Origin of the sequence: Pseudomonas serbiensis (assembly GCF_030580745.1) — a bacterium.
Taxonomy (GTDB): domain Bacteria; phylum Pseudomonadota; class Gammaproteobacteria; order Pseudomonadales; family Pseudomonadaceae; genus Aquipseudomonas; species Aquipseudomonas serbiensis.
This window is the reverse complement of record NZ_JAUQOO010000011.1, coordinates 60294-76069: the sequence shown is the minus strand read 5'-3', so window position 1 is coordinate 76069 and position 15776 is coordinate 60294. Positions and strand designations below refer to the sequence as shown.

At 56.9% G+C, this 15776-nt stretch carries 16 protein-coding genes; 9 read left to right on the top strand and 7 right to left on the bottom strand.

Annotated features, from left to right (window positions below; all coding sequences use genetic code 11):
• Positions 1 to 27 precede the first annotated feature (27 nt).
• Both Q6A51_RS15610 and Q6A51_RS15605 read right to left on the bottom strand, forming a co-directional pair.
• Positions 28 to 486: an SRPBCC family protein gene (locus Q6A51_RS15610; protein ID WP_304575205.1), complete on the bottom strand. Its 459-nt coding sequence runs from the start codon at positions 484 to 486 to the stop codon at positions 28 to 30.
• 27 nt (positions 487 to 513) lie between these two features.
• Complete coding sequence (locus tag Q6A51_RS15605) at positions 514 to 1083, bottom strand: TetR/AcrR family transcriptional regulator (protein ID WP_304575204.1); 570 nt, start codon at positions 1081 to 1083, stop codon at positions 514 to 516.
• A gap of 68 nt (positions 1084 to 1151) precedes the next feature.
• Between Q6A51_RS15605 and Q6A51_RS15600 the strand changes: the two genes are divergently transcribed.
• The 3 genes from Q6A51_RS15600 (at position 1152) to Q6A51_RS15590 (ending at position 4055) form a co-directional block, all read left to right on the top strand.
• Complete coding sequence (locus tag Q6A51_RS15600; RefSeq protein WP_201019834.1) at positions 1152 to 2030, top strand: MBL fold metallo-hydrolase; 879 nt, start codon at positions 1152 to 1154, stop codon at positions 2028 to 2030.
• Between the two features lie 33 nt (positions 2031 to 2063).
• Positions 2064 to 3065: an alpha/beta hydrolase gene (locus Q6A51_RS15595; protein ID WP_304575203.1), complete on the top strand. Its 1002-nt coding sequence runs from the start codon at positions 2064 to 2066 to the stop codon at positions 3063 to 3065.
• 270 nt (positions 3066 to 3335) lie between these two features.
• The gene (locus Q6A51_RS15590) at positions 3336 to 4055 is read left to right on the top strand and encodes a hypothetical protein (RefSeq protein ID WP_304575202.1); all 720 of its coding nucleotides are present in this window, start codon (positions 3336 to 3338) and stop codon (positions 4053 to 4055) included.
• Between the two features lie 78 nt (positions 4056 to 4133).
• On the opposite strand, the gene Q6A51_RS15585 is transcribed toward Q6A51_RS15590, so the two are convergent.
• The 3 genes from Q6A51_RS15585 to Q6A51_RS15575 form a co-directional block, all read right to left on the bottom strand.
• A complete protein-coding gene (locus Q6A51_RS15585; RefSeq protein WP_304575201.1) occupies positions 4134 to 4673 on the bottom strand; it encodes a BRO-N domain-containing protein in 540 nt (179 codons plus the stop codon).
• 540 nt (positions 4674 to 5213) lie between these two features.
• The gene (locus tag Q6A51_RS15580) at positions 5214 to 7409 is read right to left on the bottom strand and encodes an OsmC domain/YcaO domain-containing protein (protein ID WP_304575200.1); all 2196 of its coding nucleotides are present in this window, start codon (positions 7407 to 7409) and stop codon (positions 5214 to 5216) included.
• Positions 7410 to 7564: 155 nt separating this feature from the next.
• The gene (locus Q6A51_RS15575) at positions 7565 to 8503 is read right to left on the bottom strand and encodes an AraC family transcriptional regulator (RefSeq protein ID WP_304575199.1); all 939 of its coding nucleotides are present in this window, start codon (positions 8501 to 8503) and stop codon (positions 7565 to 7567) included.
• Positions 8504 to 8647: 144 nt separating this feature from the next.
• Between Q6A51_RS15575 and Q6A51_RS15570 the strand changes: the two genes are divergently transcribed.
• Together Q6A51_RS15570 and Q6A51_RS15565 are read left to right on the top strand one after the other, a co-directional pair.
• The gene (locus tag Q6A51_RS15570) at positions 8648 to 9733 is read left to right on the top strand and encodes an aldo/keto reductase (protein WP_304575198.1); all 1086 of its coding nucleotides are present in this window, start codon (positions 8648 to 8650) and stop codon (positions 9731 to 9733) included.
• A gap of 79 nt (positions 9734 to 9812) precedes the next feature.
• Positions 9813 to 10316, top strand: coding sequence for a nuclear transport factor 2 family protein (locus Q6A51_RS15565; RefSeq protein ID WP_201004443.1), 504 nt, complete (start codon positions 9813 to 9815; stop codon positions 10314 to 10316).
• Here the strand turns inward: Q6A51_RS15565 and Q6A51_RS15560 are convergent.
• On the bottom strand, positions 10308 to 11678 hold the full coding sequence (locus Q6A51_RS15560) for a GntT/GntP/DsdX family permease (protein WP_304575197.1): 1371 nt from the start codon (positions 11676 to 11678) through the stop codon (positions 10308 to 10310). The genes Q6A51_RS15565 and Q6A51_RS15560 overlap by 9 nt on opposite strands.
• Before the next feature lie 425 nt (positions 11679 to 12103).
• Between Q6A51_RS15560 and Q6A51_RS15555 the strand changes: the two genes are divergently transcribed.
• The 4 genes from Q6A51_RS15555 (at position 12104) to Q6A51_RS15540 (ending at position 15181) form a co-directional block, all read left to right on the top strand.
• On the top strand, positions 12104 to 12391 hold the full coding sequence (locus Q6A51_RS15555; RefSeq protein ID WP_304575196.1) for a hypothetical protein: 288 nt from the start codon (positions 12104 to 12106) through the stop codon (positions 12389 to 12391).
• Positions 12392 to 12415: 24 nt separating this feature from the next.
• The gene (locus tag Q6A51_RS15550; protein ID WP_304575195.1) at positions 12416 to 12982 is read left to right on the top strand and encodes a hypothetical protein; all 567 of its coding nucleotides are present in this window, start codon (positions 12416 to 12418) and stop codon (positions 12980 to 12982) included.
• A 426-nt stretch (positions 12983 to 13408) separates the two neighbouring features.
• Positions 13409 to 13900: a GNAT family N-acetyltransferase gene (locus Q6A51_RS15545; protein ID WP_304575194.1), complete on the top strand. Its 492-nt coding sequence runs from the start codon at positions 13409 to 13411 to the stop codon at positions 13898 to 13900.
• 306 nt (positions 13901 to 14206) lie between these two features.
• Positions 14207 to 15181 carry a hypothetical protein gene (locus tag Q6A51_RS15540; protein ID WP_304575193.1) on the top strand — a complete coding sequence of 325 codons (975 nt, stop codon included), beginning with the start codon at positions 14207 to 14209 and terminating at the stop codon, positions 15179 to 15181.
• A gap of 263 nt (positions 15182 to 15444) precedes the next feature.
• Here Q6A51_RS15540 and Q6A51_RS15535 read toward each other — a convergent pair whose 3' ends face one another.
• Positions 15445 to 15759, bottom strand: coding sequence for a hypothetical protein (locus tag Q6A51_RS15535; protein WP_304575192.1), 315 nt, complete (start codon positions 15757 to 15759; stop codon positions 15445 to 15447).
• Between the last annotated feature and the right edge of the window lie 17 nt (positions 15760 to 15776).

The following is a 15776-nucleotide window of genomic DNA, read 5'->3' as shown; positions in this document are numbered from 1 at the left end:
ACAGGCACGATCAACATCCACCGGTTTTCAATCCCTGCTCCGCAAATACTCCGCCATCGCAGCAAAGCGCCGCCGGGTTTCGTGCTCGAACAGTCGGTTGACCAGAGGATCGAGGACTCGGCCCAGCCAGCGTGGGCGCATCTGGATTCGGAAGGTGTAAATCAGCTCCGAGCGTTCGTCATCAAGGTCGCGGTGCTGCATCGATGCAGCCCAGCCCTCGAACCAGCCCGCAGGCTCAACCAGCACGGCAGCCGCTACCTTGCCCGGCTGATAATTCACAAATCGAGTGCGCATGGCGAAAAAGCGTTTCCAGCCGCGCCCCTGATTGAAGGTGATCGCGCCCACATAGGGATGGCTCCCGCCGCCTTCCACTTCAGCCCGCGATAGCAAGCTGTCCCAGCACATTCGTACATCATGGTCGTGGAAGGCCTCAAAAGCGTCGGCGGCGCTGGCTGGCATGATCATCCTGATTCGGTTTTGCCGCATTTTCTGCCTCTGATGATTACGCTTTGCTTACCCGACCAGACGCTGGACGATGCTCACCAGTCGTTCACCAACCTTCTGAGCATCGCCCCGGCTTTGCGCCGCCAACTGCGCGCCGTCGAGCACAAACAGGATTTCGCTGGCGGTGCCTTCCGGGTCCATCAGACCTGCCTCGGTACACAGCGCAATCAGACGCTCGCTGAGGTCGCGTGAGTGAGCTTCAATCACAGCTCGCGCAGGATGCTCCTTGTCCGGCAGCTCGGCGACCGAGTTGGCGAAACAGCAGCCTCTATCGGCATCGGCGGCCAAACGACTGGCAATGAACCGAGCCCAGCCCAGCAACTGGGCCTTGGGATCATCGGGGTGTTGCACCTTGAGTTGGTCCAGCACATCGGCATAGGCCAGGGACTCCAGTCGCAACCATTCGGCAACCAGCGCGTCCTTGTTCGCAAAGTGCCGGTAGATCCCCATTTTGGTGGTGCCTGCATGGGCGGCGATAGCCTCCACGCCGACGCCACGAATCCCGTCTCGATAAAAAAGCTCATCGGCGGCGAGCAGGATTCTCTCCCGAGGCGGCAATTTCTGACTGTCTCTTTTCATGAGTCACCCTTGACTATGATACCGACCGGTATCAACATGATACTGATCGGTATCAGCGAGATATTAACATGAACGCCAAGCACTACACATTTGGCTCGACCCACATCACCCGCGTCAGCGAAAAACTGTTCGACGCCTTTGCGCCCAATGCGCTGTTGCCGGACTGGGACAACAGCGCCATTGACCCGCAGCGCTCATGGCTGGTGCCCGATAGCCTCACCGCCACAGGCCAGAAGGTGATCATCAGCGTGCATACCTGGGTCATCAAGACGCCGCAGTATACGGTGCTGGTCGATACCGGCGTCGGCAATGGCAAACATCGTCCTGCACTGCCCATCTTTCACCAGTTGAACGAGCCCTGGCTGGAACGCCTGGCGGCTGCCGGGGTAACCCCCGAAGAGGTCGACTACGTACTGCTCACCCATTTGCACACCGACCATATCGGCTGGAACACTCATCTGGTGGATGGCCAGTGGGTGCCGACCTTTCCCAATGCCAGGTATGTGTTTCCAGAGGTTGAGTATGAGTATTTCGTCAATGGCCCCGGACGTCAGGCCATGGGTTATCAGGCCTTTGTCGACAGCGTGCTGCCGGTGATCGAATCCGGTCAGGCACTGATGATCGGAGCCGAGGGCGGGCCGTTTCTGGAGGACTTCCACTTCCATCCGACCCAAGGCCATAGCGTGGGCCACATGTCCATCAGTTATCAGCACGATGGCAAGACGGCCATGTTTGGCGGCGACGTCATGCATCACCCCATACAGGTTTCGCAACCGCTCTGGGCTTCCTGCTTCTGCGGCCTGCCAGAGGCCGCCAATCGCTCACGGCAATGGTTGCTGGCGTTTCTGGTTGAGCACGACGCCCTGTATTTCAGCTCCCATTTCGCTGGCACCTCGGCCGGGCGTGTCAAACGCCAGGGCGACGGTTACAGCTGGCACTTTGAATAATCCGCCCTTCACTCATCGCACAAGGACACTGCCATGACTGCACCTCACCTCGCGCCCACCCTGAACGTCAGGACGTTGGACCCCGGCGCCGCGCGCGTGGTTGCCCTGATGCGTCAGGCCTCTGCTGCCACGGGCGAACCGACTCCCGAACAAGCCCGGGCAGCCTTTCGCAGCAGCCGCCAGGCCCTTGCGGCAGCGCCTGTGGAAATCGTTGCCGTTGAAAACCTGAGCACACCAGGCCCGGGCGGCGAGATACCTTTGCGTCTCTATCGCGGGGTCGAAACCAGCGAGGGCGAAAATCTGCCTGCCCTGATGTTCTTTCACTCGGGTGGCTGGGTCGTCGGTGATCTGGATACCCATGACGGCGTTTGTCGGCAACTGGCCCTGCTGGCTCGCTGCATCGTGATCGCAGTGGATTACCGCCTGGCGCCAGAGCACAAATTCCCTGCGGCAATAGAAGATGCCTTCGCAGCTCTGGATTACGTCCGGGCACAGGCCGCGCAACTGGGCGTCGATGCCGAACGTCTTGCCATCGGCGGCGACAGCGCCGGTGGCAACATCGCCGCTGTCCTCGCCTTGATGGCGCGGGATGCAGGCTACCCGCCGCTGGCATTGCAGGCACTGATCTACCCGGTAACCGACTTCCATGGCGTTCATCGCTCCCAACAACAATTGGCCATGGAACCGCCGCTGACAGCCGCCACACTGAACTGGACCAAAGCTCAATACCTGCGCAACGATGCCGACCGCCTGGACTGGCGAGCGTCCCCGTTATTGGCCGAAGACCTCAGCGGCCTGGCTCCCGCCTTTATAGTGACCTGTGGCTGCGACCCTCTCGAAGACGAAGGCCGCGCCTACGGCAAACGCCTGCATGAAGCGGGTGTCACAGTGACCGACAGCCACTTTGCGGGGCAGATCCACGGATTTATCACCATGGGCCGCCTGATCCCGCAAACCACCGAACTGCTGGCACAGATCGCCGGGGCGCTGGATGCCGCGTTTAATAGAGGGGCCGAGCAGAGCTTTGGACAGTAGGAGATCACCCGCCGCCTTGGCGCCGCGCTGTCGCGCAGCAAACAGAGGACGGTGGAGCGCGCTTGCTCTGAACAGGCAAAAAAACCCTATTTCCATCACAAGAATGAATCCCGCAAATCCTGAATCCTGTTTGGCACCAAGGCTGCTAGGCTAACCAGTCAAGTGCCGTTTCCCCAACATGGATGACCGGGATGTCGTACCAACGCTTGTTTTATCATCCTGTCTGCTTGTGGCTGATGGTGCTGGCAGCGACTTGGCCTTGGTAACGGCATGACGCTGACAGCGGCAGCGTTGCTAATGATGCAGGGGATTATCTGGGCATCCGCGTTTGGCATTCGGTCTTATCGGATAAATTCCGGCAATCGCAAAGTCTGGCTCAGAGCACTCACGATACCGGCCATCGCTCACGGCGCACTGTTGATGATTGGCGTATTAGCGTCCTCAGCACCTATGACCTACAACACGTTTCTGTTGGGTGGACCGATCCTGGCTTGCGGCTATATATGGATGCTGGTGCGTCAATCGCAAACATGGCAACCGCCCCGCCCAGTGCCCTCGCCCCGACGCAAGTGGCAGTGGCGATCAATGCCAGCACGCGCTCTGGCAGTGGTGACTCTCGCAAAACTGCCCTTGCCTCAACCCAATGACAGGCAGAGTGTGTTTGCTCTGGTGTACGTCTCAGTCATTGGATTGGTTGCTACAGCCATCGTCATTCACGGGCTCGCAACCAATGACCTGGTGATCGTGAGCAAGCGAGGTTCATTCCATGTCAGCGGGACCGAAATCATACCGTATGCCATCATTTATATTTGCCTTGCGTTGATCTGCATATCGGTCGTGGCCGGTCACCGTGATGAACGGCCCAATGCTCATTTTTACAGGCGGTTTCGCAGCACTCTGTCGTGGATAACAGGAGTCCTGCTGGCCTATACGGTTTTATCAAACCTCGTACGCCTCATCGCGGCGATTGTTGAGGGAGCAAACCGCTAACCAGCTCAGGACATCACGATCAGCCAATGCCGATTGATCGCCCCTACCTCTCCAGCCAGGAACGATCAACTCATTACATCAGGCAAAAAACGACCAACGCCGACCCAGCAACCGCCGCAACCAGGACCCGGTCACAGCCTCGGGCTGCACCTGAACCAGCTCCGGCAAATCCCGCAACTTGACCCACAGCTCTCCATGCCATTGCAGCGAACTCAGGGCATTGCCCTGCCAGCGCATCTGGTAAAGCAGAGGTTGATCGGTTGTATCTGCATGACGGGCATCCAGAGCTGGCAAGACTTCCTGCGCCAGCCAGCGGCGCAGTGCGCGGTTCTCCGGGACGTAGTGATGCACCAGCATCGCAAAGACGCCCGATTCACTGATCATCAGGCATTTTTCCCAATTGCCGTGGGTCAGCAGCCAGACCGTGCGGCGTTGGTCGATATCGAGTTTGAGGGTGGCGCGTTCGTCCAGTTGCTTGCCCATCAGCCGGGCCAGATCCTGCAAGGGAAACCAGACCTGGGCATCGAGCATCACGGCGCGCAGCATGCGGTGATGGCGGATGAAGATGGTGGGCTCGAAGTGGTCGGTGCAGGATGGTGAGGGGTATGGAAGGTCCATGGGGGTAAAACTCCTTTGGGGAATTAACCACCCGATACGTCGCTAAACGCATTTGGGTGGCGACTGTACGACGGTTAGCGAACCGGCCCCAAAGGCACACCGGCAGACCCTAAGGTCTCCGACGCACAGCCGCCATAACGCATGCCTCAAGCATAAAGCTCGCTTGAAGCAGGTTGTGTAGCACTGCTGTGCCTTTGATTCGGATCGCTAAACCCGGCCGCTGATTTTGCAGCGACGCCGCACCTTAAATCCCCGAATCGACACATACAAGCGGTCAGGATTTTCTAGGAAATTTCACTCAAGGGAAAGGGAAGAAACCATGCGGCTGAGCTAATAAGGCGCACATATCACTTTGTAGGAGGCAGCTTGCTGGCGAAGACTGATGTGAAGACGCCGCCTATATGCGCACTTCACTGCTGCTATCGCCAGCAAGCTGTTCTGGTCAGGTTTTGCCAGACACAAGATTTGTGAAATCAGCCTCTTGACTGACGGGCATCAGGCCAAGGACTCTCCCGCGGGATTGTGACGTTAACGATGCACTCAGCGATTCACCTTCGCCCGCGCCGCATGCAGTTTCTTGTAGCTGTCGATCAAACGCTGGTGTCTGTCGAGCCCTTCCAGCTTCATGCTGGTCGGCGTCAGGCCGTAGAAGCGGACGCTGCCGTCCATGGAGCCCAGCACCGCGTCCATTCGCTCGTTGCCGAACATGCGACGGAAGTTGACTTCGTAGTCTTCCAGCGCCAGCTCTTCGTCCAGTTCCACTTCCAGTACCACGTTCAGGGCTTGATAGAACAAGCCGCGCTCGACGGTGTTGTCGTTGAATTGCAGGAAGGCTTCTACCAGTTCTTTCGCCTCTTCAAACTTCTGCAAGGCGAGGTAGATCAGCAGTTTCAATTCCAGAATCGTCAACTGGCCCCAGGCTGTGTTGTCATCGAACTCGATGCCGATCAAGGTGGTGATGTCGGTGTAATCGTCCAGTTCGCTGTCTTCCAGACGCTTGACCAGTTTTTTCAGGCTGGCGGCGTTCAGGCTGTGCAGGTTCAGGATGTCGGCGCGGAACAGCAGCGCCTTGTTGGTGTTGTCCCAGATGAGGTCTTCCAGCGGATAGATCTCGGAGTAACCCGGCACCAGAATCCGGCAGGCCGATGCACCCAGGTGCTCGTACACCGCCATGTACACTTCTTTGCCCATGTCTTCGAGAATGCCGAACAGCGTCTCGGCTTCTTCGGCATTGGAGTTTTCGCCCTGGCCGGAGAAATCCCATTCGACAAATTCAAAGTCGGATTTCGCACTGAAGAAGCGCCACGACACCACACCGCTGGAGTCGATAAAGTGTTCGACGAAGTTATTGGGCTCGGTCACCGCATGGCTTTCAAAGGTCGGCTGCGGCAGATCGTTCAAGCCTTCGAAGCTGCGGCCCTGCAACAATTCCGTCAGACTGCGCTCCAGCGCCACCTCAAAGCTTGGGTGCGCGCCAAACGAGGCAAACACGCCACCGGTACGCGGGTTCATCAGGGTGACGCACATCACCGGGAATTCGCCGCCCAGCGAGGCGTCCTTCACCAGAACGGGGAAGCCCTGCTCTTCCAGGCCCTGGATGCCGGCCAGAATGCCAGGGTATTTCGCCAACACGTCCTGCGGCACATCCGGCAGTGCAATTTCACCTTCCAGAATTTCGCGTTTTACTGCCCGCTCGAAGATTTCCGACAGGCATTGAACCTGCGCTTCGACCAGCGTGTTACCGGCACTCATGCCATTGCTGAGGAACAGGTTTTCGATCAGGTTGGAGGGGAAGTACACAACTTCGCCATCCGACTGGCGCACATACGGCAGCGAACAGATGCCGCGCTCGACGTTGCCGGAGTTGGTGTCGTAGAGATGCGAGCCGCGCAGTTCGCCGTCAGGGTTGTAGATTTCCAGGCAGTACTCGTCGAGGATTTCCTCCGGCAGCGCATCTTTACGGCCCGGCTTGAACCAGCGCTCGTCCGGGTAATGCACGAACTCGGCATTGGCGATGTCTTCGCCCCAGAACTGATCGTTGTAGAAGAAGTTGCAGTTGAGTCGTTCGATGAACTCACCCAGCGCCGACGCCAGTGCGCCTTCCTTGGTCGCACCCTTGCCATTGGTAAAACACATCGGCGATTGCGCGTCGCGGATATGCAGCGACCAGACATTGGGAACGATATTGCGCCACGAGGCGATTTCGATCTTCATGCCAAGGCCCGCCAGGATGCCCGACATATTGGCGATGGTCTGTTCCAGCGGCAGGTCCTTGCCCGCAATGCAGGTGCCCGCTCCCGAAGCCAGGCTCGGCATCAGCAAAGCCTGAGCATCGGCGTCCAGGTTCTCCACTTCTTCGATCACGAACTCAGGCCCGGCCTGCACCACTTTTTTGACCGTGCAACGGTCGATGGAACGCAGGATGCCCTGGCGGTCCTTGGCGGATATATCGGCAGGCAGCTCGACCTGGATCTTGAAGATCTGGTTGTAGCGGTTTTCCGGATCGACAATGTTGTTCTGCGACAGGCGAATATTGTCGGTGGGGATGTTGCGGGTTTCGCAGTACAACTTCACAAAGTAAGCCGCGCACAAGGCCGATGAAGCCAGGAAATAGTCGAACGGACCCGGTGCCGAACCATCGCCCTTGTAGCGGATAGGTTGATCGGCAACCACCGTGAAGTCGTCGAACTTGGCTTCAAGTCGGAGGTTGTCGAGAAAGTTGACCTTGATTTCCATGCGGGATTACCAGAATAGCGAGCAAACGATTGGCGGCCATTATCCGGTTTTTCAGCGGGAAGTCTTGCGCTTTGGCGGGCTGTGGTCGGGTTGCTTTGGGAGAGCGCAGGCAATATGGCCATGCAAGACACATCAGACCATCAGACTCGCGCCACTCAACGCCAGGAAACGTCACCCACAGGAATAAGATGCAAGGCAGCAGATTCCCTCTGGACTGCACTGCGCAACCGACTGGCATCCCTGGCCGGTGACAACCCGAACATGCGGGCATAGTCCCTACTGAACTGCGAAGGGCTTTCATAGCCCACCCGGTAACCGGCACCTGCTGCATCCAGCGCTTCGGCCACCATCAAGCGACGGGCTTCCTGTAGCCGCAACTGGCTGCGAAACTCCAGCGGGCTCATGGAGGTGACGGCCTTGAAGTGCGCGTGGAAGGTAGAACGGCTCATGCCTGCGATATCGGCGATGTCATCGATGCGGCAGGTTTCGCTGTAATGACTGCGCAGCCAGGCAATTGCCTTGGCAATCTGGCTCAGACGGCTGTCGGCTTTGGCCAGTTGTCGAACCACACCATTGCCGCTGCTGGTCAGCAACCGGTAAAGAATCTCGCGAATCGTCAGCGGAGCCAGTGCTTCGATATCGTCCGGGGTATCCAGCAAAGCGGCCAGCCTTGCGGCGGCCTCCAGCAATTCGGGGGTTGTGTCGTTGAGTTCGATGCCTGCGGCAGGCAGGCCGCTCGTTCCGTCGGGAGCCGGGTATCGCAGGACGAGGTCGCTCAGCACGGTCATGTCCAGGTCGAGAACAAGGCACAGATAAGGCGCCGTCTCGCTTGCCTCGATCACCGAGCCCGTCACGGGAATGTCCACGGAGGCAACAAGGTATTTGGCCGCATCGTAGACATACGAAGTGGTTCCAACCACCACTTGCTTGCGGCCCTGGGCGATCAGGCAGAGCGTCGGCTCATAGACCACAGGCATCGGAATGGTCGGCGCGCCCGAGCGGACCAGGCTGACGCCGGCAATCGGCGTTGAATGTATGCCGTCAGTCGGGGAGTGACGACTGATGAGATCGACCAGCTTTTCCAGAGAGCCCATGCTTGCTCCTTTGAAAGTCAGGATTATTGCGTACACGGATAATCATGCAAGGACTCAGGACAATCCGGCTACAGGCAGGCGCGCCACTGAATGCAGACTCATTCCCTACAGGTTTCAGGTTCCACTTTCTGTGAGGAGTTCAGTATGTCCACTATTTCAGCACTCGACCATTACCGCCTGCTCGGACGATCGGGCATGCGGGTCTCACCGCTCGCCCTCGGCACCATGACCTTTGGCTCTGACTGGGGCTGGGGCGCGGATGAAGCCCAGGCGCGGCAGATTTTCGATACGTACGTCGATAACGGCGGCAACTTCATCGATACCGCTGTCAATTACACCAACGGGGCTTCGGAACGCATCCTGGGGCAGTTTCTCAAGGAGAAGCGTGATCGCCTCGTGGTTGCGACCAAGTACACCATGGCCCGCGACCCTGGCGACCCCAATTCGGGCGGCAACCATCGCATGAATCTGGTGCGCTCGGTGGAAACCAGCCTCAGGCAGCTCGACACGGATCGTATCGAACTGCTTTACCTGCACGCCTGGGATTTCACCACCTCTGCCGACGAAGTGATGCGGGCACTGGACGATCTGGTGCGCAGTGGCAAGGTGCTCTACCTCGGGATCTGCAACACCCCGGCGTGGAAAGTCGCGGAACTGCAAACGCTTGCAGACCTGCGTGGCTGGTCACCCCTTGTGGCCTTGCAGATCGAGTACAGCCTCGTCGAACGCAGCGTCGAGCATGAGTTGATCCCGATGGCGCAGGCGATGGGCCTTGGCGTGCTGCCATGGTCGCCGCTGGGTGGCGGTATCCTGACAGGCAAATACAGCCGCGATGATCTGAGTCAGGCCAGCGAAGCGAATGTTTCGCCGACTCGCAAAGGCGTAATCAGCTCATCCGGGCATATGAATGAGCGCGCCTTGCAAATCGCTGCCGTCGTGGGCGATATCGCCAGAGAAATCGGTACGACGCCTTCCCGGGTGGCGCTGGCCTGGACGTTGCGCAATCCTGCCGTAGTTGCGCCGGTCATGGGTGCCAGAACCCTGGCTCAGACGCTGGACAACCTGGCCGCGCTCAGCCTTCAACTGGATGACGAGCATGTAGCGCGCCTGGATCAGGCCAGTGCGCCCGAGCCGATCTTTCCGGCTCGTTTCGTCTCCCGGCCAATGGTTCAGCAACTGATCTTTGGCGGGGCTCGCAGGCCGGATTTTGGCCCGTGGCAAGGGCGGTAAAAATCATCTGCCTGTAAACAGTCGCCGGCAAGCCGCCTCCCACAGGGAAAGCGGCGTTCCAGAAAAAGGAGTCTTTAGCATGGGCATAGCAAGCTTCAGAAACACCCTGGCGTTCGTCGTGCTGATCATGTCGGGCATGGCCGATGCCGCTTCAGAGCGCGATGTAGCAGCACGTAACAAGCAAATCGTCAGCGAAGCATTTGATCGCTGGGCCGCAGGCGGGAACAGCTTCTTCAGTGAAATGCTGACGCCGGACATTGTCTGGACGATCAAGGGCTCGGGACCGAGTGCCGGGGTGTACCGAGGCATCGACCCGTTCATCGAGCAGGCCATCCGCCCATTCGTATCGCGGCTGTCCAGGCCGGTTAGGCCCGTCAGCAGGCAGATATGGGCGGATGGCGATCACGTCATCATTCAATGGGACGGTGCCGGTGTGGCGCGTGACGGGCAGGCCTATAACAACAGCTATGCCTGGATCTTTCACATGCGCAACGGCAAGGCCGTCGAGGTCACTGCCTTTCTCGACCTTGCGCCTTATGACGATGTATTGCGGCGCATCCCCGAGGCTGCGGCGTCACGTTAACCAATGCCATAACAGCAGCGTGCCGATCAGCCCGACTACCGAAACGATGGTCTGCAACACTGACCAGACCCAGAGTGTCTGTTTGAGTTGAAGCCCGAAGTATTCGCGGACCATCCAGAAACCGGCATCGTTGACGTGGCAGAAAAACACCGAGCCTGCACCGATCACCAAAGCCACCAGCGATGCTTCGACAGGTGCAAGGCTGGCCATCATCGGCGCCAGAATACCCGCCGTCGTGGTCGTCGCCACGGTGGCCGAACCGGTGGCCTGCCGCAACGCCACGGCAATCAGCCAGGCCAGCAGCAGATACGGCATGTGCGCGCCCTCCGCCACTTTGCTGATCGTCTGGCTGACACCGGCATCCAGCAAAGTCTGTTTCAAGCCGCCACCGGCACCGATGGTCAGCAACAGCACGGCTATCGGTGCCAGGCTTTTGCGCAAGGTCCCGCCCACATGCTCACGGGAAAGACCGTTGGCCCAACCCAGGCACACCGTTGCGGCCAGCACCGCAATGCCCAAGGCAACCAGCGGCTCGCCAAGAAACTTCAAGGCCAGCGCGAGGCTGCTTTCAGGTGCCATGAGCACTTTGGCCAGAGTGCTGCCGAGCATGAGAATCACCGGCAAGAGAATGATCAGCAACGAAATGCCAAAACTCGGCTGGCGGCTGACATCGGGCTTGGCACTGAACAGCTCGCCCAGTTCGGCAGGCTCTTCGATGTGCATGCGCTTCGACAGCCAGTTGCCGTAAAGAGGCCCCGCAAGAATCACCGCCGGAACAGCAATGCAGAGCCCCAGCAACATGGTCAGCCCCAGATCGGCGTGCAAGGCACTGACCGCGATCAGCGGCCCGGGATGTGGAGGCATCAAGGCATGCAGCGTGGTCATGCCCGCCAGTGCCGGAATGGCAATTTTCAGCAACGGCTGATTGGACTGACGCGCCATGACAAAGATGATCGGCACCATCATCACCAGCCCGACCTCAAAAAACAGTGGCAGGCCGATGACCATTGCCACCAGCGCCATGACCCAAGGCAGGGTCTTGCCCTTGCCCAGCCCGAGCAAGGTGGAAGCAATCCGGTCCGCCGCGCCCGACTCGGCCATCAACGCACCGAGCATCGCGCCCAGGGCAATGATAATCCCCGCCTCCCCCAGAATACCGCCCGCGCCCTTGCTGAAAGCTTTTGCAACGGCTTCAGGCGGCAACCCTGCGCCTATCCCTGCGATGAAAGTCCCCACCAGAATCGACAGAAACGGAGGAAGTTTGGTAGCGCTGATCAGCACAATGATCGTGGCAATCGCAATCAGGCAGCAGATGATCAGACGGGTGTCATGCAACACCCAGGCAGCAGACGACAGATCCAACGTAAACCCCTTCTTGGTACGGTTTTCTCACGAAACAACTGAAACAATTTGTCTCAATTTTTCCAAACCATACCGGAATGCGGCATTGCGTCGCAGTTAAATTTTTACAGAAGGCCGCCCGCCGCGCTGTCGCGCAGCAAACAGGGGCTGGTGATTGCTGAGAGGAAGCGGATGAATCTTCTCCCTCTGTGAGGTGGTGTGGGAGCGAATTTATTCGCGAAAGGTCGCTACACCCGACAAATACCGGTCGTCTGGAATAGCGTCTCGCTACTTGTGCACTGGCTAAGTTTGTCGGCAGTTCATGACCACACTCAAAGGTTTGTGCAGCGGAACTTAAAGTCTCAACGCAGACCAAAGGTGCCAAACCCGACACCTGGGGCACGCGACGGTCAATGGCCGTTCTGGAAAAGTGATGGCGGTGAAATATGGCAAATAAGGCGCAGTTGATCGAGCAGGCAAAACAGGCATCCGAGACTCTGTTTGCCTGGGCCAGTTTTGTCGCACGCACCGAGTTTCTTTGGCAGGACAGCACATTAGTGACGGATGCCGAAGCCTGGCAAAGCCTGTGGTTTGAGCTGGAGATCCTGAACGGCCTGGCGCTGGCCGAGTGGGAAGAACAAGGGCGGCCTGCCGACTGGTCAGCAACCTGGCGTGAAACCTATCAACAGGACGCACGCGAGCTGGCGGCTGAACTGCTGACGTTGACTGCCTGATCGTCGCATCACGGAGAAGAGTGCATGTACCGCAAAACCGCCGTCGCCCTGCTTCTGATGTTATCCAGCGGCTGTAGCCAGTTTCCCCACAACAGGTTTTTCACCCCGCCCGCCGCTGGCCCGGATACGGCGTGGGTGCGTATTGTGGGCGGCACCGAACGGGCCTCTATCGAGCAGGAACTCAATGGCCAACGCACTGGCGGCCTGGTGCGCAGCAGTGAATTCATACTCACACGAACCCAGGATCTCGGGATGCCTGTGGACAGCGAACAGGACAAATCGACCTGGAGCGATTATTACGAAACACCGGTGATTGCAGGCCGGAAAACAAGCATCGGCCTCGCCTATCACGGCCCCAATAATCAGTGCAGCAGCAACATGACCTTTGTGCCGCAGAAGGGCCACTATTACCAGTTCGGCCTGCAGGTCGACGTGCGCCTGCGCCAGTGTCGCGGCCTGCCGTATGAACTGATCAAAAATGAGCAGAGGCAATGGAAGCTACAGCGTCAGAAGGATGTGATCTGGGGCGGGAAATATGGTCATGAAGATGAGAACTGGCAGAAGATGCCAGACTCGCTGATGCCTCCTTGAAATCCTTGAAGGCGCAGGTAGCCGGGGTGTCGTTTTGCGCAGCTGGCAACGGCGCAGAGCATATGAATTCCTTCAAATCGTCTGCGGAGGAAGAGGTTGCAACGGCAAGCAGTACTGCTGCGATCCTTGCTTTCATATTCGTTCCCTGAGGGTTGGTGGCGAGGGGGGACGGTAGCTTGGCGGTAGGGGAAATATACTTGGTCAGGTTTATGGGGGCGGGTTTGTTTTGAAAAACGACAAAAATTCTGCATTTGTACGCTGAAGTCGCCAGCAAGCTGCCTCCCACAAAGTGATTTATGACCTTAACTGATCAGCATTAGCCCGTCGGAGTGCTTAGCTGCTCTGTATGACGCTCTTTCGTCAATCTGTGTCTAACATTTTCCTCTTGACCGCCCTAGCATCGGCCTCTCCGTCCAAGTGAATCCGATGAAAGAGATCCCCGGCAACATCGATTTTTCAGGCTTGACGGTCCGTCGATTAGAGCCAAATGACCGTGAAATAATTTGTGTACATCGCGAAACGATGTTCCTTGAAGCGGGAGGAGACCCATCGGAGTTGCGGGTAATGACTGAGAACTTTCGGCCTTGGTTGCACCAGCGCTTAATCGACGGTCGCTACTACGGTTTTGCGCTGATTGACACAGGGCAGCCTGTGGCGGCGATAGGACTGATGAGCATCGACTGGCCACCTCATCCGTCCCATCCGACCTTAGACCAGCGCGGCTATGTACTAAATGTTTTCGTCGAACCCGCTTACCGGGGCCGGGGCCTGGCCTCAACCCTGATGAAGTTGGCTGAAGCCGAGTTTGCCCAACGCGGAATAAGTTTTGCCGTACTCCACGCGACCAAGGCCGGTAAATCGGTGTATGAAGGGCTCGGCTGGGCAGCCACCTCTGAGATGGCGAAAACCGTTTCGTGATTTGACTGCCTGGCTCAGAAGTCTGGTCGCCGCTGCCAGCCGTTGATGAAGGGCTGATTTCGAGTCGATTCGGTCAGTCGCGAAAGGCAGAAGTCGGCCAATAGCAGACCTAGCCAAAGGCGGGCTTAACGAGTCCGTTTGAGCTTGAGGCAGCGAAGGCGAGCACTCCACTCTATCTTGACCGAGCACCACATTGGCCTAGCCACATCAACTAATCATCCTTATCCTCCTTGCTCAGCCCGGAACAGACCAACGACTGTTTTGCTGCGAAGATTTCGTAATTTCTCTTGATCAATTAGGTGCGAAATGGAAGGCGAAGAAGGAAAGAAAACTCAGTTGTTTGTAGGGTTTAGAAAAGCCAATGGCCAGATAGGATATATCTCAGAAAGCCTCTCAATCCCTGAGTTTTTCGAGATGGTGCGACCTTCAGATAACCATGGACGAGTTCTAGTTGATTTTTCACCGGTGATTGAGGCACTTCACGCGCTACACAAAGAAGCCGGTGATGAAGCAGTTATCAGCAAATATAAGTCCATGTATAGCTACTGGCACGATTCTATATCATACAGCGATTTTCGGATCAGACTGCCCAAATGTGAGAGCCTATCGGTAGCTGCCAACGAGTTGCTGGCAATTCTCGAAGATAGGGTAACTAAGCACAGTAGGGCCTATAAAGGTCGTAGAATAGGTGACTCGAATGACAATCTAAAGGTCATCTTGGCACTTGAAAAAGATGTGAACATTGTAATTGATACACTACTTTGTTTCGTTCATTCCAAAGCATCTTTAGAAATTGCCTCATTTAAGAAGGACGTAGTGCTGGGCGGGTACTGTACACGACTACTTTCAGTGCTAGAGGACTTATTGACTAAAGTCATTGATTACTCAACCTATAATGATAATTTTAAGCTGGAAAGCGATTCTTTATTATTTCATTTGGCAATAACTAACAATGACGACGTTGATAGCTACAGCCGACTGTTACCTAATTTTGGAGTTAAGGAAGATCTGCGTCTAGCCGTTCTGCATCGCGGCGATAGCTATGAAGTTACGGATGGGTGTAATGATCGTTATATGGAAGTAGTAACTCGTTATCGTGTTCCGGATGAAAATGAATTAAAAATAGCTAAAGTGCTCAGGGACCTGTGTTACAAGGTACATTCAATGAGCGGTTTGATCCACACACTCAAGCATGAGGTAGTCCTGTGGGATCCTTCTGAAAATTCGATTGATGAGTTGAAAGACCTGATTCGCCTCCCTCCCTCGACAGTAAACACTTAATAGCAATGAGCGGGCGAGGATAATCGACGGCTGTTTAAAATTCAGTTTGTAGCGGGCTGATGAGTTCGCCTTCTCTGGGCAGGAATGTTTCGTCTTATTAAGGGGGGCTGACTACCAAACGACGTCATACGCTCTAGCCTAAAGCAGTCGGGCTGGTGCTCGATCACAGTGCCCGCTCGATTCTAGCCGTTAGCTGCGCTTAGCGAAGGTCTGCTTTTGGCCCAGAGTGTGTAAAAACACCAACCGCGCTATCGCTACCGAATTTAAATGGTAAGGAATGCCAACGTTTCAAGGTCGATCTCAGCGAAGCTCCCCAAATTCCCCTTGTAGAGCCTGATCCTAGAGACCCCAAACTCCGCCTGCAAGAAAGTGACGAGCTGTCTAAGGTTGCCGTTGGCATGCGCCGTGGTCGGACTTATGACAGTCGCACACCCTTGCTCGTCGTCGTAAGTTCTGATCAGGAACATATCCCCATCGTTCTGCACGCTGTAATTATGACCACGGTACTCATACCCTAAATCGTGGTCGACATCGTCAAAACGGGTAGATTTCACTATCTTCACAGCAGCATCCAACATTCGAGTTCCACAAGAGG